20 protein-coding genes are annotated in these 19,883 nt (G+C 75.9%); 3 read left to right on the top strand and 17 right to left on the bottom strand.

Features of this window, described 5'->3' with window-relative positions:
* Positions 1–29 precede the first annotated feature (29 nt).
* The 7 genes from IO40_RS0119425 to IO40_RS0119395 all read right to left on the bottom strand — a co-directional run bounded on the left by IO40_RS0119425 (position 30) and on the right by IO40_RS0119395 (position 8,051).
* Positions 30–1,580: a hypothetical protein gene (locus tag IO40_RS0119425; protein WP_016473374.1), complete on the bottom strand. Its 1,551-nt coding sequence runs from the start codon at positions 1,578–1,580 to the stop codon at positions 30–32.
* Complete coding sequence (locus tag IO40_RS0119420; protein ID WP_016473375.1) at positions 1,570–3,684, bottom strand: hypothetical protein; 2,115 nt, start codon at positions 3,682–3,684, stop codon at positions 1,570–1,572. Before IO40_RS0119420 ends, IO40_RS0119425 begins: the two co-directional genes overlap by 11 nt.
* Before the next feature lie 255 nt (positions 3,685–3,939).
* Positions 3,940–4,215: a hypothetical protein gene (locus IO40_RS0119415; RefSeq protein WP_030407389.1), complete on the bottom strand. Its 276-nt coding sequence runs from the start codon at positions 4,213–4,215 to the stop codon at positions 3,940–3,942.
* Positions 4,215–5,312 carry a tRNA (adenosine(37)-N6)-threonylcarbamoyltransferase complex transferase subunit TsaD gene (gene tsaD / locus IO40_RS0119410; protein WP_016473377.1) on the bottom strand — a complete coding sequence of 366 codons (1,098 nt, stop codon included), beginning with the start codon at positions 5,310–5,312 and terminating at the stop codon, positions 4,215–4,217. The genes IO40_RS0119415 and tsaD overlap by 1 nt, the downstream gene beginning before the upstream one ends.
* Positions 5,305–5,877, bottom strand: coding sequence for a ribosomal protein S18-alanine N-acetyltransferase (gene rimI / locus IO40_RS0119405; protein WP_016473378.1), 573 nt, complete (start codon positions 5,875–5,877; stop codon positions 5,305–5,307). Before rimI ends, tsaD begins: the two co-directional genes overlap by 8 nt.
* The gene (gene tsaB, locus IO40_RS0119400) at positions 5,874–6,539 is read right to left on the bottom strand and encodes a tRNA (adenosine(37)-N6)-threonylcarbamoyltransferase complex dimerization subunit type 1 TsaB (RefSeq protein ID WP_031175811.1); all 666 of its coding nucleotides are present in this window, start codon (positions 6,537–6,539) and stop codon (positions 5,874–5,876) included. The genes rimI and tsaB overlap by 4 nt, the downstream gene beginning before the upstream one ends.
* A gap of 33 nt (positions 6,540–6,572) precedes the next feature.
* Complete coding sequence (locus IO40_RS0119395; RefSeq protein WP_016473380.1) at positions 6,573–8,051, bottom strand: LmeA family phospholipid-binding protein; 1,479 nt, start codon at positions 8,049–8,051, stop codon at positions 6,573–6,575.
* A 200-nt stretch (positions 8,052–8,251) separates the two neighbouring features.
* Here IO40_RS0119395 and IO40_RS0119390 point away from each other — a divergent pair, with 200 nt between their 5' ends.
* Positions 8,252–8,842 (top strand): L,D-transpeptidase, encoded by a 591-nt coding sequence (locus IO40_RS0119390; protein ID WP_030407386.1) that lies wholly within the window; start codon positions 8,252–8,254, stop codon positions 8,840–8,842.
* 179 nt (positions 8,843–9,021) lie between these two features.
* Here IO40_RS0119390 and IO40_RS0119385 read toward each other — a convergent pair whose 3' ends face one another.
* The 5 genes from IO40_RS0119385 to IO40_RS0119365 form a co-directional block, all read right to left on the bottom strand.
* Complete coding sequence (locus tag IO40_RS0119385) at positions 9,022–9,234, bottom strand: hypothetical protein (protein WP_016473382.1); 213 nt, start codon at positions 9,232–9,234, stop codon at positions 9,022–9,024.
* A 146-nt stretch (positions 9,235–9,380) separates the two neighbouring features.
* A complete protein-coding gene (tsaE, locus tag IO40_RS0119380) occupies positions 9,381–9,974 on the bottom strand; it encodes a tRNA (adenosine(37)-N6)-threonylcarbamoyltransferase complex ATPase subunit type 1 TsaE (protein WP_031030844.1) in 594 nt (197 codons plus the stop codon).
* Positions 9,904–11,205, bottom strand: a complete 1,302-nt coding sequence (locus IO40_RS0119375; protein ID WP_051698474.1) for an alpha/beta fold hydrolase — start codon at positions 11,203–11,205, stop codon at positions 9,904–9,906. The genes tsaE and IO40_RS0119375 overlap by 71 nt, the downstream gene beginning before the upstream one ends.
* A 100-nt stretch (positions 11,206–11,305) precedes the next feature.
* A complete protein-coding gene (gene alr, locus IO40_RS0119370) occupies positions 11,306–12,481 on the bottom strand; it encodes an alanine racemase (RefSeq protein ID WP_031030841.1) in 1,176 nt (391 codons plus the stop codon).
* 241 nt (positions 12,482–12,722) lie between these two features.
* A complete protein-coding gene (locus IO40_RS0119365) occupies positions 12,723–13,280 on the bottom strand; it encodes a DinB family protein (RefSeq protein WP_016473387.1) in 558 nt (185 codons plus the stop codon).
* A 76-nt stretch (positions 13,281–13,356) separates the two neighbouring features.
* Here IO40_RS0119365 and IO40_RS0119360 point away from each other — a divergent pair, with 76 nt between their 5' ends.
* Positions 13,357–13,884 carry a GNAT family N-acetyltransferase gene (locus tag IO40_RS0119360; protein WP_033230144.1) on the top strand — a complete coding sequence of 176 codons (528 nt, stop codon included), beginning with the start codon at positions 13,357–13,359 and terminating at the stop codon, positions 13,882–13,884.
* Positions 13,885–13,967: 83 nt separating this feature from the next.
* On the opposite strand, the gene IO40_RS0119355 is transcribed toward IO40_RS0119360, so the two are convergent.
* The 3 genes from IO40_RS0119355 to IO40_RS0119345 form a co-directional block, all read right to left on the bottom strand.
* A complete protein-coding gene (locus tag IO40_RS0119355; RefSeq protein WP_031175808.1) occupies positions 13,968–15,458 on the bottom strand; it encodes a bifunctional ADP-dependent NAD(P)H-hydrate dehydratase/NAD(P)H-hydrate epimerase in 1,491 nt (496 codons plus the stop codon).
* A gap of 261 nt (positions 15,459–15,719) precedes the next feature.
* Positions 15,720–16,121: a holo-ACP synthase gene (locus tag IO40_RS0119350; protein ID WP_016473390.1), complete on the bottom strand. Its 402-nt coding sequence runs from the start codon at positions 16,119–16,121 to the stop codon at positions 15,720–15,722.
* Positions 16,122–16,240: 119 nt separating this feature from the next.
* The gene (locus IO40_RS0119345) at positions 16,241–16,492 is read right to left on the bottom strand and encodes a hypothetical protein (RefSeq protein WP_016473391.1); all 252 of its coding nucleotides are present in this window, start codon (positions 16,490–16,492) and stop codon (positions 16,241–16,243) included.
* A gap of 212 nt (positions 16,493–16,704) precedes the next feature.
* On the opposite strand from IO40_RS0119345, the gene coaA reads away from it, so the two are divergent.
* Positions 16,705–17,664: a type I pantothenate kinase gene (gene coaA, locus IO40_RS0119340; RefSeq protein ID WP_016473392.1), complete on the top strand. Its 960-nt coding sequence runs from the start codon at positions 16,705–16,707 to the stop codon at positions 17,662–17,664.
* Between the two features lie 51 nt (positions 17,665–17,715).
* Here the strand turns inward: coaA and glmM are convergent, their stop codons facing one another.
* Together glmM and rpsI are read right to left on the bottom strand one after the other, a co-directional pair.
* Positions 17,716–19,095, bottom strand: coding sequence for a phosphoglucosamine mutase (gene glmM, locus IO40_RS0119335; protein WP_016473393.1), 1,380 nt, complete (start codon positions 19,093–19,095; stop codon positions 17,716–17,718).
* Between the two features lie 250 nt (positions 19,096–19,345).
* Entirely contained in the window at positions 19,346–19,849 is a 504-nt protein-coding gene (gene rpsI, locus IO40_RS0119330) for a 30S ribosomal protein S9 (RefSeq protein WP_016473394.1), read from the bottom strand.
* Between the last annotated feature and the right edge of the window lie 34 nt (positions 19,850–19,883).

Here is a 19,883-nt window from a genome sequence, read left to right as displayed (position 1 = left end):
GAGCACCGGCCCGGGCCGCGGCGCCGCCGCTAGTCCGTCCCGTGGTCCGTCGCGGCCCGGCCGCCGCTGCGGGAGAACTCGCCGCGCAGGACCCGCGTCGTCAAGGTGGTCTCCCCCAGCGAGCCGTACCCGGTCCTGGCCCACAGGCTCTGTGCGGGCGGCACCTCGAAGTAGGGGATCTCGCGGTCCCCGTGGGTCTGGGTCAGGACCTCGGGGGCGCGGTGGGCGGCCACGGCCGCCGCACACGTGGTGCAGGCCGCCACGTGCAGGGCCTCGCGCCGGCCCAGGGGGCGCCAGCGGACACGGCGGTCGGCGGGGCCGTGCAGGGGGTGGAAGAAGCACAGCGGCAGCGTGGTGCCCGGCTTCCTGCGCCGGCCCCGGCGGGCGGTCGCCGCCCGTCCGAGCGCGCCGCGTCCCTCGTGGACGAGGGCGAGGACCCCGGCCAGGTCGGGGACGCCGCGTGCGCCGTCCAGCACCCGCCCGGCGGCGTCGTAGGCGTCGAGCGCGAGCTGGTAGTGGGCTGTCGCGTCGCCGTCCGGGTGGGCGTTCCCCTCGCCGGGCTCGTGGGCGAGGACGTCCTCGTGGTAGGCCAGCAGCTCCCGCTGGGCCCGCTCCCGCAGGTCGTCCGCGTCCGCCGTGCGCGCGGCGGCGAAGACGGAACGCGGCGAGGTGAACGGGGTACGGGCCGAGCCCCCGGCGCGGCGGCGCAGCGCCCGGTACCCCAGCAGAGCGGCGAGGAGTACGGCGAGCGCCGCGCCGGCCAGTGCGGCCACCAGCGTCCAGGAGGTGCCGCCGGGGCCGCCGGGCTCGTCCCGCACCGGGGTGCGGGGCAGGTCCGCGGTGGCCTTCTCGTACACCTTGTCGCCGTTGCCCGCCTCGACGATCTCCAGGGCGCGGGAGAACTTCGCGTAGAGGCTCTTGCCGTCCATGTCGTCCTGGTGGCCGACGGCGGCCACGCCCCAGAACGCCTGGTGTTCGCCGTCGCGGGGGAACTCGTGGCCGCTCAGGTACCCCTCCGTCCTGCTGAGGGTCATGTAGACGGCTTCCTGCCGGGGGCTCTCGCCGAGCCGGTCGCGGACGACCTCGACCATCTTCTCCGGCTCGCCGCCCCAGGCGTCCCCGGTGACGAACGGCACGACCACCACCCGCACCGGGATGCCGGATTTCTTGATCTTCGCGGCCAGCTTGCGCTGCTCGGCGACCGGGAACGCCTGCTCGTAGGCGGGATCGACGTAGACCGGGGAGCGGCGCAGCGCGTCGGCGATGCGCCGGCCGGGCGCGGTGGCCGCCCCGTCCGCCCCGTCCGCCCCTTCGTCGGGCGGGGCGGTGGGGTCCGCGGTGACGGCACCGGGGGCGGCGGCACGGGCCCCGGCAGCGCCGGCCGCGGCGTGGGCCGGGCCCGTGGCGGAGCACGCCAGCGCGACCGCCACCGGCACGGCCGCCAGCCCGAAGGCCGCCCGCCGGAGGCGCGACGGGGCGGCGGGCGGGGCGGGGCGCGACCCGGCGGAGGGGGCCGTGCGTGCCCGGCCGGCGGGGTGGAGGGTGCGGGCGCCGGACGCGGCGCGGGGTTCAGTGGACACCTAGCTGCTCCCGGACACGGCGGACGATCTGTTCTGCTGTCAGGCTCGCGCTCCGCCCGGCGCCGGCCTCCAGCAGGCCCGGGACGCGGTCGTACGGCCGGCGGGAGGCGGTCCGGCCGGCGCCGGGCGGGCGCAGCACCAGCAGGCGTGCGGCCACCGTCCGCGCGCTGTGGACGGCCCGCTCCAGCTCCGTCCCCCCGTCCCCGGCCGCCAGTTCCGCTCGGCAGCCCGCGCACACGGGGCGGGCCCGCGCCGAGACGTCGTCGCCGGGCAGCTCCAGCTTCCGCGTGGCGGCGGAGGGGCCGTGCAGCGGGTTGAGGACGCACAGCCGGGTCTCGGCGGGCACCTTGCGGGCGCGGTCCTCCAGTGCCGCGCGGCCCGCCCGGACGAGGGCGAGCCCGGCGGCGAGGGTGGGTGCGTCGGCGTCGGCGTCCACCCGGCTGTCGCCCTCCTGGTCGAGGACGAGGGTGGCGGCGTCCAGGAAGTTCCACACCCGGTCGCGCACCCGGCCGGTGAGGGTTTCGGAGAGCCGGTCGAAGTCGCGGTTCAGCTCGTCCAGTTCGCGGCGGGCCGTACGGCGCAGCCAGCCGGTGGAGGGGCGCGCGGGAGCGTGGGGCGCGGCCGTGGGGGCGCCGTCCGCCGCCCGCTGTCCGGCCGCTCCCGTGCGCCGCCCGCCCGGCCCGGTGGCTGCGGTGCGGGCGCGGCCGGCGGCGAGACCGGTACGGCGGGCCACGCCGAGTCCGGCGGCGGTCAGCCCGACGACGCCGAGCGCGGCGAACGCGCCGAGTGTCGCGCCGGGGCCGAAGTCGCCGGAGTAGAGGCCGGGCAGCCGGTCCTCGGCGACGGGGTCCTCGGCGGCGGGCGGGTCCAGGTAGGGGCCGGAGGGCGGTCCCGACGGCGCGCGGTCCACGGCGCGCAGCGTCATCCGCAGCCGCTCGTACAGTCCGGCGTCGTCGGCCTCGCCCTCCCCGTAGCGCAGGTACTCGGTGCCGGTGTGCAGGGCGTCGGTGGCGACCTTCCCGCCGTGGTTGACGATGTCGAGATCGCCGTCGTCGGAGGCACCGGCGACGACGTACACCCCGTCGCCCGCCCCGCCGAGCCGGTCGTGGAGGAGCTTCGCGAGCAGTTCCCCGTCACCGGCCGACTCGTCCTCGGGGCTCAGCGGGACGATCGCGACCCGCACCGGTACGTCCAGCCGTGCCGCCCGGGTGCGCAGGTCGCCGAGCTGGGCGGGGGTGAGCAGTCCGCGGGCGAGCGGGTCGACGTAGACGGGGTCGTGGCGCAGCCCGGCGGCGACCCGCACGGTCCGCGCCCTCATGTCGGCAGCCGTGGGGAGGGGGTCGCTGTCGGAGCGGGTGTCGTCGTACACCAGCGGGGCGCCGGCACCGATGACGAGCGCGCCGACGGCCGCGGCCGGTACGAGCACGCGCGGGCCGGGGCCGCGCCCGCCGCGCCACCGGCGCACGTACCAGCCGACGCCCAGGACGAGCAGCGGCACCCCGGTAAGCAGCAGGCCGGTGAGGAAGCTCTGGTTGTCGCGGTCGGTGCGGGTGGTGTGGAGGGGCGCCGGCTCGTCGCCCGCCCGGCTCGCCTCCGAGCCGCGGTCGGCGCGGGAGGCCGCGTCGCCGGACCGCAGGACGTCGACGAAGTGCCGGAAGGACTCCAGCGCGCCCGCGTCGTAGGGCAGTTCGAACGTGGTGGCCATGGCGGCGTCCCGGGCCGGTACGTCCACGCCGAACGCCACCGCCTCGGGGCTTCCGCCACCGCCGTCGAGCAGGACGTACAGCCCCTTCCTGCCGAGCCGGTCGTGCACCGCGGCCAGCAGGCCCTCCGGGTCGGCCCCCGGTGCGGCGGGCAGCACCAGCACATATGTCGGCACTCCGGTGCGGCGCGCCTCCTTCACGAAGGCGGGCTTCGCCGAGAGCGGGACGGTGCGGGGCATCTGGTCGGAGACGTGGACGGGGCTGTGCCGCAGTTGCTCCGCGAGATACGCCGCCGGGGTCGGCTGCGCGGCGCTCGCCGTCGCGGCTCCGCCTCCCAGACCGAGCACCAGCAGGGCACCGCCCAGTGCGCCGCATATCCGTGTGCGCGACCGCCGCCGCATCCGCTCCCCCGTCGTGTGCTGCCCGTCTTGTGCTGCCCGCCGCCCGCCGGTGCCGTACGGCCGCGGGTGCCGTACGGCCACCGCGCCGTGCGACCACCGCACAGCCGGGCGCCGGGCACCCGCCGTACGCCGACGAGCGCCGCTGTCCACCGCCGTACAGAACGGCACGCTGCCGGACGCCGGACGCCCGCGGCCATCGCCGTCCGCCGCCTGTCGGCGGCGGTGGCCCGGTGGCCCGGGGCGCCTATCCTGCCGTCACACCCGGGTGAATCTCCAGCGGTGCACCGGCCGGGCGATCAGCTCGGGCGGCGGCGGGGGCAGTTCGGGCACAGCGGCGTTGTGATCGTCGCCGCCGCCCTCCCACCAGGTGATGACCAGGACCCGTTCACCGGGCGCCGTGAAGTGTTCGCGGCGGAAGGGTGCCGGGGACAGCTCCTGGGCGCGGGCCCAGTCCAGGAGGGCGGAGCCCTGACCGGGTGCGGCCTTGGCCTCCCACATGAGGGTGAGGGTGGCGGTGGATTCGGTCGGCATCAGGCGTAGAGGTTCTTCCTGCTCGTCTCGTGCACGTGGTCGTGGTCGTGGGAGTGGCCCGGCACGTGCGGTTCGGTCACCGGGAGGGAGGAGTCGGCCGGCAGGTCCCAGTCGGAGGCCGGGCGGCCACGGGCGACCATCTCGGCGCCGAGGGCGGCCACCATGGCGCCGTTGTCGGTGCACAGTTTGGGGCGGGGCACCCGCAGGGTGATGCCGGCGGCGGCGCAGCGCTCCTCCGCCATGGCGCGCAGCCGCGAGTTGGCGGCGACCCCGCCGCCGATCATCAGATGGTCGACGCCCTCGTCGCGGCAGGCGCGGACGGCCTTGCGGGTCAGCACGTCGGTGACGGCCTCCTGGAAGGAGGCGGACACGTCGGCGACGGGTACGTCCTCGCCCGCGTTCCGCCGGGCCTCGATCCAGCGGGCGACGGCCGTCTTCAGCCCGGAGAAGGAGAAGTCGTACGGGGCGTCGCGGGGGCCGGTCAGGCCGCGCGGGAAGGCGATGGCGTCGGGGTCGCCCTCCTTCGCCCACTTGTCGATGACGGGGCCGCCGGGGAAGCCGAGGTTCAGCACGCGGGCGACCTTGTCGAAGGCCTCGCCGGCCGCGTCGTCGATGGTGGAGCCGAGGGGCCGCACGTCGGAGGTGATGTCGGGGGCCAGCAGCAGCGAGGAGTGCCCGCCGGAGACCAGCAGCGCCATCGTCGGCTCGGGCAGCGCCCCGTGCTCCAGCTGGTCGACGCAGATGTGCGAGGCCAGGTGGTTGACGCCGTACAGCGGCTTGCCCAGCGCGTAGGCGTACGCCTTGGCCGCCGAGACGCCGACCAGCAGCGCCCCCGCCAGCCCGGGGCCGGCGGTCACGGCGACGCCGTCCAGGTCGGAGGCGGCGACACCGGCCTGGTCCAGGGCGCGCTGGATCGTCGGCACCATCGCCTCCAGGTGCGCCCGGCTGGCGATCTCCGGGACGACGCCGCCGAACCGCGCGTGGACGTCCACGCTGGAGGCGACGGCGTCGGCCAGCAGCGTGTGCCCGCGCACGATTCCGACGCCGGTCTCGTCGCAGGAGGTCTCGATGCCGAGGACGAGCGGTTCGTCAGCCATGCCAGTTCGATCCTTGGTGCGTGTGCGGAAGGGGGGTTTCCGGGAGGGTGCCGGGGTGGGCGGCGTACGTGGCGGGGTCGGCCAGCCGCATGACCAGGGCGTCCACGCCCGCCGGCTGGTAGTAGCCGCGCCGCAGCCCGACGGGGACGAAACCGAAGCGCTCGTACAGGCGCTGCGCGGGCGCGTTGTCCACCCGCACCTCCAGCAGCACCTCCCCGCACTCGAAGTCGGTGGCCGCCCGCAGCAGTGCGCTCAGCAGCCGGGAGCCGAGGCCGGTGCCCCGGTGGCCGGGCAGTACGCCGATGGTCTGGATGTCGCCGGTGCCGCCGGCCGCGGCCAGCCCGCCGTAGCCGACGAGGGCACCGCCCGGCTCCTCGGCGACCAGGTAGCGGCGGGTCGCGGCCGGGCCCCGCGCGTGCGCCAGCTCGGACCAGAACATCCCCGCCGACCAGGCGTCCTGCGGGAAGAGCTCGGCCTCCAGGCCGAGGACGGGTTCGATGTCCCACCAGCGCATCTCGCGGAGCGTGACGGCCTGCGGCGAGGGTGCGGCGCTCGCGGTGCTCACTTCGGAGTGACCACCTTGTAGCCCGCCGGCACTTTCGCGTCCGGCCGCCGCAGGTACAGCGGGCGCGGCGGCAGCAGTTCCTCGCCGCGGGCCAGCCGCTCGGCGGCCAGCCGGGCGAGGGCCTCGGCCGACTGGTCGGTGGGCAGGTCGCCGCGTACGCCGCGGAAGACCGACTCGTACAGCACGGCTCCGGCGCCGACGGCCGGCAGCCTGGCGACCTGTTCCTCGATGGCGGCGGGGCGGTCCACGGCCGGTTCGGTCACCCGGGTGCGGCAGTCCTCGTACCGGGCCCAGTACACCTCTTTGCGGCGGGCGTCCGTCGCCACGACGAAGGGTTCGGTCAGGCCGGACGCGTAGGCGAGGCCGTCCAGCGTGCACACGCCGTGCACCCGCTGGCCCAGCGCCGCCGCGAACGCCTCGGCCGTCGCCAGTCCGACCCGCAGCCCCGTGTAGGGGCCCGGTCCGACGCCGACGACGATGTCGGTGACCTCGGCCAGCTTCCGCCCGGCCTCGCCCAGCACCGCGTCCACGCACGGCAGCAGCAGCTCACCGTGGCGGCGGGCGTCGATCTTCCGGACGGCGGCGAGCGTGCGGTCGCCGTCGGCGTCGTGGAGAGCGACCGTGACGGCGGGTGTGGCGGTATCCAGCGCGAGCATCAACACCCGACCAGCCTACGGCGCCCGCACCGCGCGCCCTCACCCGTTCCCGGCCGCCGTCCGGCGCGCGGCGTGGCGGGCGGCGGCTTTCTCCCCCTTCGCGGCAGCGCTGCCGAACGGGATGTCGACGCCGGTCAGCTCCGCGCGGATGCCCTCCTTCGCCACCGAGATCCGGCGCAGCCGCACGTCACCGGGCATCTTCGGCAGCGACACGTGCAGCGCCAGTTTGTCGGCCAGCTTCGGCTCCTCGATCCGCTTGAGGGCCTCCACCAGCGCCGGGTCGACTCCGATCCGCTTCAGCAGCCACGGGTGCTCGACCACCACGTCGAGCATGTTGAGCCGCATCACCCTGTCCACGAACTTCGGCGCCCCGGTCACCCGGTGCAGCTCCCGCTCGCTGTGCCGCACCTTCCGGGCCCGCTCGGGGGTGAGGCCGAACCTCTCGGCGACGGACCGCACCCCGAACAGGGAGCGGGCCGCCGCGGCGTCGTGGCGCAGCCGCTGGGCCAGCGGACGGGACAGCCGCAGGCCCGCGTCCTTGCCGGTGCCGGGTGTGAAGCTGAACAGCCCGGGGACGACCAGCCGCATGTCGTCCACCGTGGTGCCCACCCCGTGATCGCCGGTGCGCTGGAGGTGGGCGCGGGCCCGCACCTTGACCTCCTTCCCGGCGACGGGGAGCTCTCCGGCGGCCCGCACCGTGTGCCGGCCGCCCGCGGTGAACGTCACCTGGGAGGTGCCCAGCTCCCGGTCGAGGTCGTCGAAGTCGAGCAGCACATGGCCCTTCATCCGGCCCAGCACGGCGCCCCTGACCGACGACGGCAGGTCGCCGACGATCCGCACGTCCCTGACGTCGCCGCGGACCTGCGCGACGGACACCCGGCCGGCGGGCACGTCGGGGACGGCCGCCTCCACGTGGTCGAGCCGGCCGCGCGCCACCTGGGTGAGGAACGGGAAGCCGTTGATGTGCACCTCGGGGCGGGCGTGCAGCCGCAGCGACTGCTGCACCTTCTCGGCGGCCTTGTTCTCGGCGTAGAGCGCCGCCCAGCGGTCGCCGACCGCGAGGAACGCCAGCAGCGTGCAGCAGACCACGGCCAGCTTCACCGATGTCCTCAGCCGGGAGCGGCGCCGGCGCCGGACGGCCCGCAGGTACGGCATCCGGTCCACGTACGCCGGCCCGTCGTCGTCGGAGCGCACGCCCAGGCCGCGCAGCGCGCGCAGCCCGCTCGCGTCGTCCCCGTCCCCGTCCCCGCCTCCGTCCCGGAGTCCGTCACCGTCCCGGGGTCCGGCACCGTCCCGTGCGCTCCCGCCGCTCTCCGCGCCGGGTGCCAGCGCCTCGTAGGGGTTCGGGCCGGCGGCGCCCTCGGGGGCTGCGTCCGGCGGTGCCAGCGCGGCCAGTTCGTCGTACGGATTGGCCGGGCGGCCGGCCCCGCCGCGTGCCGTGGGGCCTGGTCCCCGGTGGGGGTCGGGGACCTGCGGTATGGGGGTGGTGGAATCTGTCGATGAACCGTGGGGGGTCATCGCCACATGCGAACACAGGCGCGGCCGTTACTCCAAGTTCCCCCGTCGGTCACCGCGGGGGCACGAACGGACCCGCGCCCGCCGCCCGCACGGCGTGAGCGGCACCCCTCCGCGCGGCTGCTGCTACCGTCAACCACGGGCGGGGCGCCCCGGTTCCCGGACCCGGACAGCACGCAGGCACGGAAGGTGGCGGCGCAACGGTGGCACGCAGCAGCGGCGGCAGTGCGGGAGTGGTCGTGGCCGGGCTGACGGCAGCGGCCCTGGCCGTGATCGGGTTCTTCGCCTACCAGGCGTCCGCCGCGCAGGACCGCGTCGAGCGGCCGTCCGCCGCCCGGTCCGGCGAGCCGTCACCGGGCGCCTCCCGGCACGCCGACGACAAGGGCCGGCAGGCCGAGCGGGACAAGAAGGAGAAGGCCCTGCCCGCCGACTCCGGCGAGGGCCTCCGCGTCGTCTACGCGCTCAAGCGGCAGCGGGTCTGGCTGGTCGGCAAGGACGGCAAGGTCACCCGGACCTTCACCGTCACGCCCAGCGCCGTCAGCCCGCCGCCCGGCACCTACAAGGTGACCTCGCGGTCCGCGCACATCCAGGGCTCGGACGGGGTACCCGTCGAGAACGTCGTACGGTTCGCCAGCGTTGAGGGCGTCACCGTCGGGTTCAGTGCCGCGCTCGACGGCTCCACCCCCACGCCCGACGCCTCCCGCAAGACGGGGGGCGTCCGGGAGAAGCGGGCCGACGGCGAGGCGATGTGGTCCCACGCCCCGATCGGCACCCCGGTCGTCGTCGTCCCCTGAGCTGACCCGAGCCGACCCGGCCTGAGCCGACCCGGCCCGGCCTGAGCCGAGCCGACCCGGCCTGCCCCCGTACCGCCGGCAGCCGGCTCCCGGCGGGCGCCCGCCGCAGGAGGCGGGGGCCCACTCCGGTGCGGCCGGTTTCTCCGTGTGTCTCCCCGGCTCTCCCGCCGGGTGCGGGGTCAGTGGCGGGCCGGTGTGCCGGATGCGCGGCGGCGGCGTGCGCGGGGCCGCTCGGGGGTCTCCGGGGCGGCGGGGGGCCGGGAGACGGCTGCCGCTGCGGCGCAGGAGGCCAGCAGCTCGCTCATGGGAGGCGTGTCGGCACCCTGCGCCGGCATCTCCTCGTCCCGCGCAGGGGTGTGCTCCGGCCGCTGTCCGGGCTGCTGTGCGGTCATGACTCCTCCAGGGGCGTCGGCACGGCGGCATCGGCAACAACTAAGGCATACCTAACCGTGCTCTGACCTCCCATGGGACCATGCACCCCACCAAGGGCGCAACATCTTGCCGACACCCTGTCGGTACCGGACACGCGTGCGGCACGTCAGCCGGCGAGCGCCGCCAGGTCTTCGCGGGCCCAGCGCTCCCCCACCCCGACGAGGGTGACGGTGCGCACGTCGTCGGCCTCCTGACCCGCCTGGCCGGTGGCCCGCGAGATGACGACGTGCAGCCGGTCCTCCGTCAGCTCCTCGACCCTGCCCTCTCCCCACTCCACGACGACGACGGACTGGGGCAGGGAGACGTCCAGGTCCAGGTCCTCCATCTCCTCCAGACCGCCGCCGAGCCGGTAGGCGTCCACGTGGACGAGCGGCGGCCCGTCCCCCAGCGAGGGGTGGACCCGGGCGATGACGAAGGTCGGCGAGGTGACCGCGCCGCGCACACCGAGCCCCTCGCCCAGGCCGCGGGTCAGCGTCGTCTTCCCCGCGCCGAGTTCACCCGTGAGCAGGACCAGGTCCCCGGCGCGCAGCACCTGCGCGAGGCGTACCCCGAGCCGGCGCATCTCCTCGGCGCTCGGCACGGTGACGGTCAGCTCGCGGCGGCCGGGCCCCGCCGCTCGGGGGTCGCCGTCAGCCGCGGCGTGGTCGTCGCGGGGGTTCGGCTGCGGCGGGGCGGGCTGCTGGTGGTGCGGTGCTTCCATGCGTTCGGATGGTACGCGCCAGCAATCGGGCCAGGTGCCGGTCGACCTGCTCGGGCCGCTCCAGCATCAGCAGGTGCCCGGTGGCCTCCAGCAGGACGAACGCGGCGTGCGGGAGCGCCGCGGCGATCCGTTCGCTGTGCTCGCCGGGGGTCATCAGATCCCGGTCCCCGGCCAGGACGAGGGCGGGGGTCGCGGAGAAGGCGGCCAGCGCCGTGGTCTTCTCGTGCTCGGCGAAGGCGGGGTAGAACTCGGCGACGACGTCGACGGGCACCGCCTCGATCAGCCGCTCCGCGAACCGTGCCACCGCCGGGTCCACCTCGCGCGGGCTGCCGAAGGAGTACCGCTTGACGAGCCCCGCGAACAGGTCGGCGGTGGCCCGGCGCCCGCGTTCGACCAGCTCCGGCTGGGCGGCCAGGGCCCGCAGCACGCCCGGCACCAGGCGGCGCACCGCCCGCGCCCCGGCGGCCGGCAGACCGTAGGTCACCTCGGCGAGTCCGCCCGCGCTGGTGCCGAGGAAGGCGACGCCCGCGACGCGCTGCGCGACGTACTCGGGGTACTGCTCGGCCAGGGCCATCACCGTCATGCCGCCCATCGAGTGCCCGACCAGCACCACGGGGCCTTCGGGCGCGGCGGCGTCGAGGACGGCTTTGAGATCGCGGCCCAGCAGATCGATGGAGACGGGCTGCCCCGCGGGCGCCCGGCCGGAGCGGCCGTGGCTGCGCTGGTCCCAGTACACGCACCGCACCGCGTCGTCCCGGGCGCGCAGCGCGGCGCGCTGGAAGTGCCACACGTCCTGGTTGAGGCAGTAGCCGTGGCTGAAGACCACGGTCGGCTGCGGGCCGTCCGCGGCGTCGGCGGCGGCGGGGGGCTCGTCGGTCTCGTAGTACAGCTCGGTGCCGTCCTCGGCCACGGCCCGGCCCGCCTCACCCCGCAGGGAACCGTAGGGCGCGGCGGAGTCCAGGGCGACCCGCGCCTTGCGGCGGACGGTGCGGTGCACGGTGAGCCGTTCGAGGGCGACCCCGGCGGCGACGACGCCGATGGCGGCGCCCGCCAGTCCGGCGCGCCGCGCCCAGCCGCCGGCGGCCTGCGCCGGGGCGCCCGCGCCGGGATCCGCGCCGGCCGCGGCGGCACTCGCCGTGCGCCAGGCCCGCCGGGCGGCCTCCACGTGCTCGGCGGCCCGGGCCGCCTCCTGGGCACGCCGCAGGGACTGTGCCGTGCCGTCGTCGCTCATGCCGCCCCCGCTCACCTGTCCGTGCGTGCCGTGCGCGGCCGGTGCCCGCCCCCGCGCCCCTGGTGGGACCCGGCCCGCGCACCGGGACCGGGCGCCGCCGTCAGGCCGGCCCGTCCCCGCCGGTGTTCTCGTTGACGTATACCCGCGGCACCCGGGAGCTGATCCGGGTGACGATCTCGTACGAGATGGTGCCGGCTGCGCGGGCCCAGTCCTCCGCGGTGGGCTCCCCGTCGTCGCCGGGGCCGAAGAGGACGGCGCGGTCACCGGTGACCGGCAGGTCCCCACCGAGGTCCACCACGAACTGGTCCATGGCCACCCGCCCCGCGATGGTCCGCCACTTCCCGGCGACCAGCACCGGACCGGCCCCGGAGGCGTGCCGGGGCAGCCCGTCGCCGTAGCCGAGGGGGACCAGCCCGAGGGTGGTCTCGCCCGGCGTGGTGTAGGTGTGCCCGTAGCTGACGCCGTGCCCGCCGGGCACCCGCTTGACCAGGGCCAGCGAGGCGCTGAGCGTCATGGCCGGGCGCAGCCCCAGCCCCGCCGCGGTGCCCACCTCGGGCGCCGGGGACAGACCGTAGACGGACAGCCCCGTGCGGACGAGGTCGAAATGGGACTCGGGCAGGGTGAGCGTCGCCGGGGAGTTGGCGTGGTGCCGCACCTCGGGGTCGAGCCCGGCGCGCTCCGCCACGGCGAGCGCCTCCCGGAAGGCGGCCAGCTGGGCGGCGTTGGCGGGGTGGCCCGGTTCGTCGGCGCAGGCGAAGTGCGACCAGATGCCGGTGACCTTCACGGTGCCCTCCGCCTCCGCGGCGCGGGCCGCCGCCACCAGGGCGGGCCAGTCGGCGGGCTGGCAGCCGTTGCGGCCCAGCCCGGTGTCGGCCTTCAGATGGACGCGGGCCGTGCGCCCGGTCGCGCGGGCGGCGGCGACGATCTCCTCCAGCGCCCAGCCGCCGCTCGCGGACACGTCGATGTCCCGCTCCACGGCCTCGCGCCACGGGCCGCCCGGTGTCCACAGCCAGCACAGGATGCGGCCCCGGTCACCCGCGTCCCGCAACGCGAACGCCTCCTCGGGGGTGGCCGCACCCAGCCAGGTGGCGCCGGCCTGGCGGGCCGCGCGGGCGCAGGGCACCGCCCCGTGTCCGTACCCGTCGGACTTGACGACGGCCATCAGTTCGGCGCCGAGCGCGTACCCCCGCAGTGTCCGTACGTTGTCCCGCACGGCGTCCAGGTCGATCTCGGCCCGGGCCCGCGCCGTACCGGCCGGACCCGCCGCAGCGGGCACCGCCTCGCCCACCGCTCCGGGCCCGGCCGCACGCGCCCCCTGCGGGGTGCCGGGCGGGCGGGCGGCGGTGCCGAGGTCCAGGCCGGGAGCGGGCAGACGCTCCGTGCCCGCACCCGTGGAGGGGGCGGACGGGCGGGTGGGCTGGGAAGCCTGTGGGACGTCGTTCACCGGTTCAGTGTCGCAGGTCCCCTCCCGCGCCGGGGGCCGCCGCCCGGCCGTGCGGCGGCCACGGGCGGGGCCCTCAGTACCCGGTGGCGCCGTCGATGCGCTCGCGCAGCAGGTCGGCGTGACCGCAGTGCCGGGCGTACTCCGCGATCAGATGGATCAGAACCCGGCGCAGCGAGACGGGCTGCCCCGAGCGGGCGTGGGTCCCCGTCGCGTCCAGCTCCATGGCGGCGGCGATCTCGCGGGAGCGCGCGCACTCGGCACGCCAGACGGCCAGGGCCCGGGCCGGGTCCTCGTCGAGGGAGCCGAAATCCTGGTCGGGGTCGTCGTCGGAGTAGTACAGCAGCGGGACGTCCTCACCGGCGAGCTGGATGCGGAACCACCAGCGTTCGACCCCCGCCAGGTGCCGCAGCAGCCCGTGCAGGCTCAGCCCGGAGGGCGGCACCGCACGCCGGGAGAGCGCTTCGGCGGGCAGGCCCTCGCATTTGAGCTGCAGCGTCTCCCGGTGCTGGTCCAGGCTGCGGGTCAGCAGTTCGCGTGCGCCTCCCACCAGGGGCAGGGGGGCGCGGGTGTCCTGGGCCCAGGTGGCGGGGAAGACGGCCGGTGTGGTGCGTGCGGGACGCGGATCGCGCATACCGGGAGTGTGGCAGCGGGCACTGACAACTCCCGGGCCCGGACAACCGGTTGTGGGCCTTCCGCATAATGACGGCGTGACATGGACCATCCAACCCGAGCCCCGCACCAGCCCGGACGCGGTGGCCGCCGTCCGGGCGTATCTGCGGGAGACAGCCGGCCGCTACTGGGGCCGCCCGGCCACGGAGCAGGAGGTCGACGCGGTCCTGGCCGAGGAACCGGACGACGAACTCGTGCCGCCCCGCGGACGGTTCCTGCTGGCCCGTGACGCGCGGGAGCACACCGTCGCCGGCTGCGCCGCCGTGCTGCTGGCGGACGCCACCACCGCCGAGCTCCGCCGCGTGTGGGTCGCCCCGCACGCCCGCCGGCGCGGACTGGGCGCCCGGCTCGTCGGCGCGGCGGAGGAGGCCGCGCTCGCAATGGGGGCGCGGGCGGTACGGCTCGACACCCGCCGCGATCTGGTGGAGGCCCGGCGCCTGTACGAGCGGCTCGGGTACACCCCGGTCGAGCCCTTCAACGACTCGCCCTACGCACACCACTGGCTGGGCAAACCGCTGCGCCCCAAGCTGGACCGCATTCCGGAGCAGGCGCCGCCCCGCGAATGAGACGGCCCCGGCGGCCGGACGGAGGCGTGACCGCCCCGCCCAGCGGCCGACGGCACCACAGGCCGTGGGGAGACGGCGTCGCTCTACCGGTCCGGTGTCATGACGTCCTGCCAGGCGGCCGTCAGCGCCGCAGCCACATCCATCGCGGTCGGCGGGTCGGCGGCGAACCGGCCGGCGAGCCCGTGGACGTGGGCGGCGGCCGAGGCGGCGTCCCGGGCGGACAGACCGGCGGCCAGCAGACCGCCCGCCAGCCCCGTCAGGACGTCCCCGCTGCCGGCGGTGGCCAGCCAGCCGGTGCCCGTCGCGTTGACCCGCACCGGCGGTGCGCCGTCCGAGTCGGCCGGGGGCGCGGCGACCAGCGTGGTGGAGCCCTTGAGGAGCACGGTGGCCCCCGTACGCTCCGCCAGCTCCCGTACGGCGGCCAGCCGGCCCGCCTCCACCTCCTCGCGGGCCACACCCAGCAGCGCGGCGGCCTCCCCGGCGTGCGGGGTCAGCAGGGTGGGGGCGCGGCGGGCGCGGACGGCGTCGATGTCCATCAGCCGCAGTCCGTCGGCGTCCACCAGGACGGGTACGTCACCGGCCAGCACTTCCGCGACGGCGCGGCGCGCGGCCGGCTCGTCCCCCAGGCCGGGGCCGACCGCCCATGCCTGCACCCGGCCCGCGTGTCCGGGCGGGCCCTCGGACACCAGCGTCTCGGGGAAGCGGGCGATGACCGCGTCCCCGCCGGGCCCCACGTAGCGGACGGCCCCGGCGCCGCTGCGCAGGGCACCCGCGACGGCGAGCACGGCCGCCCCCGGGTAGCGCGCGGAGCCGGCGACGACGCCGACGACGCCCCGCCGGTACTTGTCGCTCTCCGCCTGCGGCCGGGGCAGCAGCCGGGCCACGTCCGCGTGCTGGAGCGCCTCCACGTCGGGGCGGTCGGGCAGATGGGGGCCGAGCCCGATGTCGACGAGCCGCACCGCCGAGGCCAGCTCTCGTGCCGGGTCGATCAGCAGCCCCGGCTTGTAGGCGCCGAAGGTGACCGTCGCCGTGGCACGCACGGCCGCCCCGGGCACCTCGCCGGTGTCCGCGTTCACCCCGCTGGGCAGATCCACGGCCACCACCGGCACCCCGGCCTCGTGTACGGCGTCGGCCAGCTCGACGGCGGCGGGCCGCAGTCCGCCCTTGCCGCCGATGCCGACGATGCCGTCCACCACCAGGTCGGCGCGGGCGATGAGGCCGGTGACCGGTTCGGCCGCGCCTTCGACGACGGCGCCCGGTGCCGTGGTCGTCCGGCCGCCGGCGGCCCGCAGCGCCGCGAGCCCGCCGGGGTGGGCGCGTTCGGGTGCCAGCAGCACGGCGGTCACCCCGGCGCCGCGCCGGGCCAGCCGGGCGCCCGCGTACAGGGCGTCACCGCCGTTGTCGCCGCTGCCGACGAGCAGCACCACCCGGGTGCCGTAGGTACGTCCCAGCAGATGTGTGCACGCCGCCGCCAGCCCGGCCGCGGCACGCTGCATCAGCGCGCCCTCGGGCAGCCGCGCCATCAGCGCCCGCTCGGCGGCACGCACGGTCTCCACGCCGTAACCAGTCCTCATGCCCCCAGTGTGGCCCCGGCCGCCGACAGCCGCGTGGCGGGGCGGAAGCCGCACCGGGGCGCGGGCGGGAGGCCGCGGCTCGGAGCACGGGGCCGGCACGGAGCACGGGACCGGCACGGAGCACGGGACCGGCACGGAACGCGGGACCGGCACGGAGCACGGGACCGGCACGGAACGCGGGGGCCGCCGCGAGCACATGGCCGGCTCCGAATGCGGGCCCGGGAAAGCGGGCCCCGCCCGGAACACGAGCGGGCCCCAGGCTCAGGTGAGGGCCGGCGGCGGGTGGCCCGGGGTTCCGCCCTCGGCGATGACGACGGCGGAGGCGACCCCCGCGTCGTGCGAGAGGGAGACGTGCCAGCCGCGTACTCCCAGTTCGGCGGCGCGTTCGGCGACGGTGCCGCGTACCCGCAGATAGGGCTGACCGGTGCCGGCGGTGCACACCTCGGCGTCCGTCCAGCGCAGTCCGCCGGGCGCACCGAGCGCCTTGGCCAGTGCCTCCTTCGCGGCGAACCGGGCCGCGAGGGAGGCGGTTCCGCGCCGCTCACCGCTGGGCAGCCACAGTTCTCCGGGAAGGAAGAGCCGGTCGGCCAGGGCGGGGGTGCGCTCCAGCGACGCGGCGAAGCGGTCGATGCCCGCGACGTCGATTCCCACCCCGATGATCACTGCTGCCCCACTTCCCCACCTCTTTCCGCCGGGCGTTGCGCCGGACTCCGAGCACGTCGCTGACGGGCCGAGGGTACGCGGGGGACGGCCGGAAGCCGTGCGGGCACCGGTGGTGCGGGTCAGCGGGCGCGCGCCATCCGCTCTATGGCGTCCTCCATCAGCTCCAGGTACTCCGACTCCTCGCAGCGGGGCTTGCTGCCCATCACGTACAGCTCCAGCGAGTCGGTCAGGTCCTCGGTCAGGTCCTCGTCCGGGAGTCCGTCGGTCAGGTCACTGTAGACGTGACCGGCGGCGTCCGGGAGGCGGTCGCGGCCGGCGGTGTGCGGGTTCCGGGTCCGGGTTCGGCGTATCCGGTGCAAGAGGCGTGACATGGGCGAAACCTATCCGTAATTCCCCCCGTCCGTACACCGTCCGTTCACCTTTCCCCACCACCACGGTCGCGACCGCACCCCGCCCGACGTCATGTCCGGCACCCACACCGCGCCCCGCACCGCACGCGTCCGGTGGACGGCTCCGCAGGTGAGGGCGTGCCGGCCGGGCCCCCGCGGGTGAGCGGCCCGCGGCGACCGCGCAGAATGGCACCGTGTCCACGAAGCCCTATCTCGACCTCAGCCGCGCGGAATGGAGTGCCCTGCGCGAGCGCACCCCCCTCCCGCTGACCGCCGACGAGGTCGAGGCCCTGCGCGGGCTCGGCGACGTCATCGACCTGGACGAGGTGCGGGAGGTCTATCTGCCGCTGTCCCGGCTGCTGAACCTGTACGTGGGGGCCACCCACGGGCTGCGCCGGGCACTCAACACCTTCCTGGAGGACCCCGACCGTCCCGGCCGGTCCACCCCGCAGCGGGGCACCCCGTTCGTGATCGGTGTGGCGGGCAGCGTGGCCGTCGGCAAGTCCACCGTCTCCCGGCTCCTCCAGGCGCTGCTGGCCCGCTGGCCGGAGCACCCGCGTGTCGAGCGGGTCACCACCGACGGCTTCCTGCTGCCGAAGGCGGAGCTGGAGCGGCGCGGCCTGATGGCCCGCAAGGGGTTCCCCGAGTCGTACGACCGGCGGGCCCTCACCCGGTTCGTCGCCGATGTGAAGGCGGGCAAGCCGGAGGTGACGGCGCCCGTCTACTCGCATCTGATCTACGACATCGTGCCCGGCGAGCGGCTGACGGTGCACCATCCGGACATCCTCATCGTGGAGGGCCTCAACGTCCTCCAGCCGGCGCTGCCCGGCAAGGACGGCCGCACCCGGGTGGCCGTCGCCGACTACTTCGACTTCTCCGTCTACGTGGACGCCCGTACGGCCGACATCGAGCAGTGGTACCTGCGCCGCTTCCGTGAACTGCGGCAGACGGCGTTCCGGAACCCGCGCTCGTACTTCCACAAGTACACGGCCGTCTCCGAGGAGGAGGCGCTCGACTACGCCCGCACCACGTGGCGCACCATCAACGAGCCGAATCTGCGCGAGAACATAGCGCCCACCCGGGGCCGTGCCACGCTCCAGCTGCACAAGGGCCCCGACCACAAGGTCAGGCGCCTCTCCCTGCGGAAGCTGTGAGGCGCCCGTCCTCGGCGGCCCCTCACCCCGGCGGGTGAGGGGCGGAGCGGATCATCCCAGGGAGCTCTTGACGACGTCCGCGAGGCGCCCGGCGACGGTGCGCGCGTGCTCGATGTCCGCGGCCTCCACCATCACCCGCACCAGCGGTTCGGTGCCCGACGGCCGCAGCAGCACCCGCCCGGTCTCCCCCAGCTCCCGCTCCGCGTCGGTGACGGCGGTCACCAGTTCCGACGCCGAGTGGACGCGCGTCTTGTCCACGTCCGGCACGTTCACCAGCACCTGCGGCAGCCGCTCCATCACCCCGGCGAGCCGGGCCAGGGGCTTGCCCGTGGCCGCGACGCGGGCGGCCAGCATCAGCCCGGTCAGGGTGCCGTCGCCGGTCGTCGCGTGGTCGAGGACGATGACGTGCCCGGACTGTTCGCCGCCGAGGGAGAAGCCGCCGCGCTTCATCTCCTCCAGCACGTAGCGGTCGCCGACGGCCGTCTGCACCAGCTCGATGCCCTCCCGCTCCATGGCGAGCTTGAAGCCGAGGTTGGACATGACGGTCGCCACGACGGTGTCCTGGCGCAGCTGTCCGGCCTCCTTCATGGCGAGCGCGAGGACGGCCAGGATCTGGTCGCCGTCCACCTCGTGACCGTCCGCGTCCACCGCCAGGCAGCGGTCGGCGTCGCCGTCGTGGGCGACGCCGAAGTCGGCGCCGTGCCGCACCACGGCGTCGCGGAGCCCGTCGATGTGGGTGGAGCCGCAGTCGTCGTTGATGTTGAGCCCGTCGGGGTCGGTGCCGATGGTGATGACGTCGGCACCGGCCCGGGCGAACGCCTCGGGCGAGACCCGGGCGGCGGCACCGTGCGCGCCGTCGATGACGACCTTGAGCCCGTCGAGCCGGTTGGGCAGCACCCCGACCAGGTGGGCGACGTAGTTGTCGAAGCCCTCGTCGTAGTCCTTGACCCGGCCCACGCCCGCGCCGGTCGGCCGGTCCCACGGCTGGCCGGCCGCGTGCTCCCGGTAGAGGGCTTCGATACGGTCCTCCAGCTCGTCGGCCAGTTTGTGGCCGCCCCGCGCGAAGAACTTGATGCCGTTGTCGGGCATCGGGTTGTGGCTGGCGGACAGCATCACGCCCAGGTCGGCGCCGAGGGAGCCGGTCAGATAGGCGACGGCCGGCGTGGGCAGCACCCCGACCCGCAGCACGTCCACCCCGGCGCTGGCCAGCCCGGCCACGACGGCCGCCTCCAGGAACTCCCCGGAGGCCCGCGGATCACGCCCGACGACGGCGACCGGCCGGACACCGTCCCGCCCGGCCTCGGCACTGGCTGCCGCCTGTGCCTCGATGAGCACGTGTGCCGCCGCGACGGACAGGCCCAGCGCCAGCTCGGCCGTCAGGCCCTCGTTGGCGACGCCGCGTACACCGTCGGTACCGAAGAGTCGTGCCACTGTCGTTCCTCCGAGTTTTCCGGGTTCTCCGGGGTTGTCCGGGCGTGCACCGGGCGGGCGTGCGCATGCGCCGGCGGGCCGGCCCGCCACCCCAGGTATACGCCCCCGTTGTCACCGTGACGGCGCGGCGGCGCCACCGGAAGGCCGGATGCCCCACCGGACACGCCGCCGAACGACGGATGCCCCGCCGGCACCGGTGGGCGGTGCCGACGGGGCATCCGGAAAGGCTCCAGCTCCAGCGAGCGCCGGGTCAGCGCTTGCTGTACTGCGTGCCCTTGCGGGCCTTCTTGAGACCGGCCTTCTTGCGCTCGACCGCGCGGGCGTCACGCGTGAGGAACCCGGCCTTCTTGAGCGGGCCGCGGTTGTTGTCCACGTCCGCCTCGTTCAGCGCGCGGGCCACGCCCAGGCGCAGGGCGCCCGCCTGGCCCGAGATGCCGCCGCCGGAGATGCGGGCGACGACGTCGTAGCGGTCCTCCAGCTCGAGCACCTTGAAGGGCTCGTTGACTTCCTGCTGGTGCACCTTGTTGGGGAAGTAGCCCTCCAGGGTGCGACCGTTGATCTTCCACTGGCCGGTGCCCGGGATGATGCGGACACGGGCGATGGCGTTCTTGCGGCGACCCGTGCCGGCGGCCGGCTGCGGCTCGCCGAAGCGGGAGGCCAGGGACTCGGAGGTGTACTCCTGAGGGGCCTCGGGGGTCTCGGTGGTGTACTCCTCGACACCCTCGACGGGGATCTCAGCGGTGGTCTCGGCCACGATTCTCCTCAGCTTTTCTTCAGTCTTAGGTGGT

Source organism: Streptomyces albus subsp. albus (genome assembly GCF_000725885.1).
Lineage (GTDB): Bacteria > Actinomycetota > Actinomycetes > Streptomycetales > Streptomycetaceae > Streptomyces > Streptomyces albus.
Note: the sequence above shows the minus strand (reverse complement) of the source record. Positions and strands in the feature narration are given on the sequence as shown.

Excerpts from the sequence above, each read along its gene's own strand:
- IO40_RS0119420 (WP_016473375.1), bottom strand. The coding sequence starts at position 3,684 with ATGCGGCGGCGGTCGCGCACACGGATATGCGGCGCACTGGGCGGTGCC.
- IO40_RS0119415 (WP_030407389.1), bottom strand. The coding sequence starts at position 4,215 with ATGCCGACCGAATCCACCGCCACCCTCACCCTCATGTGGGAGGCCAAG.
- tsaD (WP_016473377.1), bottom strand. The coding sequence starts at position 5,312 with ATGGCTGACGAACCGCTCGTCCTCGGCATCGAGACCTCCTGCGACGAG.
- IO40_RS0119395 (WP_016473380.1), bottom strand. The coding sequence starts at position 8,051 with ATGACCCCCCACGGTTCATCGACAGATTCCACCACCCCCATACCGCAG.
- IO40_RS0119385 (WP_016473382.1), bottom strand. The coding sequence starts at position 9,234 with ATGACCGCACAGCAGCCCGGACAGCGGCCGGAGCACACCCCTGCGCGG.
- tsaE (WP_031030844.1), bottom strand. The coding sequence starts at position 9,974 with ATGGAAGCACCGCACCACCAGCAGCCCGCCCCGCCGCAGCCGAACCCC.
- IO40_RS0119375 (WP_051698474.1), bottom strand. The coding sequence starts at position 11,205 with ATGAGCGACGACGGCACGGCACAGTCCCTGCGGCGTGCCCAGGAGGCG.
- IO40_RS0119365 (WP_016473387.1), bottom strand. The coding sequence starts at position 13,280 with ATGCGCGATCCGCGTCCCGCACGCACCACACCGGCCGTCTTCCCCGCC.
- IO40_RS0119355 (WP_031175808.1), bottom strand. The coding sequence starts at position 15,458 with ATGAGGACTGGTTACGGCGTGGAGACCGTGCGTGCCGCCGAGCGGGCG.
- IO40_RS0119345 (WP_016473391.1), bottom strand. The coding sequence starts at position 16,492 with ATGTCACGCCTCTTGCACCGGATACGCCGAACCCGGACCCGGAACCCG.